This window comes from Vibrio sp. D173a, from assembly GCF_030248475.1.
In genome coordinates this window covers 1-652 of the sequence record NZ_JAHGAH010001217.1, presented here as the reverse complement: position 1 = coordinate 652, position 652 = coordinate 1, and the positions used below count along the sequence as shown (strand labels likewise).

Annotated in this window: 1 protein-coding gene; it reads right to left on the bottom strand. The window is 48.9% G+C overall.

The features are described from left to right. The coding region (locus KIV40_RS32400; protein WP_285353458.1) for a TIM barrel protein at positions 1 to 402 on the bottom strand (402 nt) is incomplete at its 3' end. Positions 403 to 652 lie beyond the last annotated feature (250 nt).

The following is a 652-nucleotide window of genomic DNA, read 5'->3' as shown; positions in this document are numbered from 1 at the left end:
CGCCAGTGCGTTTTCCGCATAGTGAAGGTTAATCACGAACGCAGAGTGCGCATCTTGCGGAGTCACCCCTTGCGGCACAATTCCTGCTAAGCAGTTCACCTGTTTGCAACCTAGCGCTTTGGCGTACTCTATTGCTTTCGGCACTCCCGCTTGGAACTCTTCAACTCTTGCAGGGTCAACCGCAATACCTCGGTCACCCGCCTCCCAATCACCAGCCGGCAAGTTAAACAGCACCTGTTCTAGGTTGTTCTCAACCAACTTCTGTTTGATCGCTTGCGCGTCAAAAGCATATGGGAATAGATATTCGACGCCTTGAAACCCTGCGTCGGCAGCCGCTTCAAAACGATCCATAAAATCCACTTCAGTGAATAACATTGACAAATTAGCCGCAAATTTCGCCATTACTCTGTCCTTCTTATCTGTATTCTTTGAGCACTAAGCCTGTGCCCATTGACGTTCCGTTAAGCTGCTATCGGCTTAACGGAAACACATTATTTGTGCGCAAGCGCAGTCGGTGCGTCTTCGCGAGTCTCCGCTAGCGGCTCAAACTCGTTGATGGCATTGATCTCAACACCCATCGAAATGTTTGTCACTCGCTCAAGCATCAATTCAACAACTACTGGCACTTTATGCTTGTTCATAAGCGCTTTAG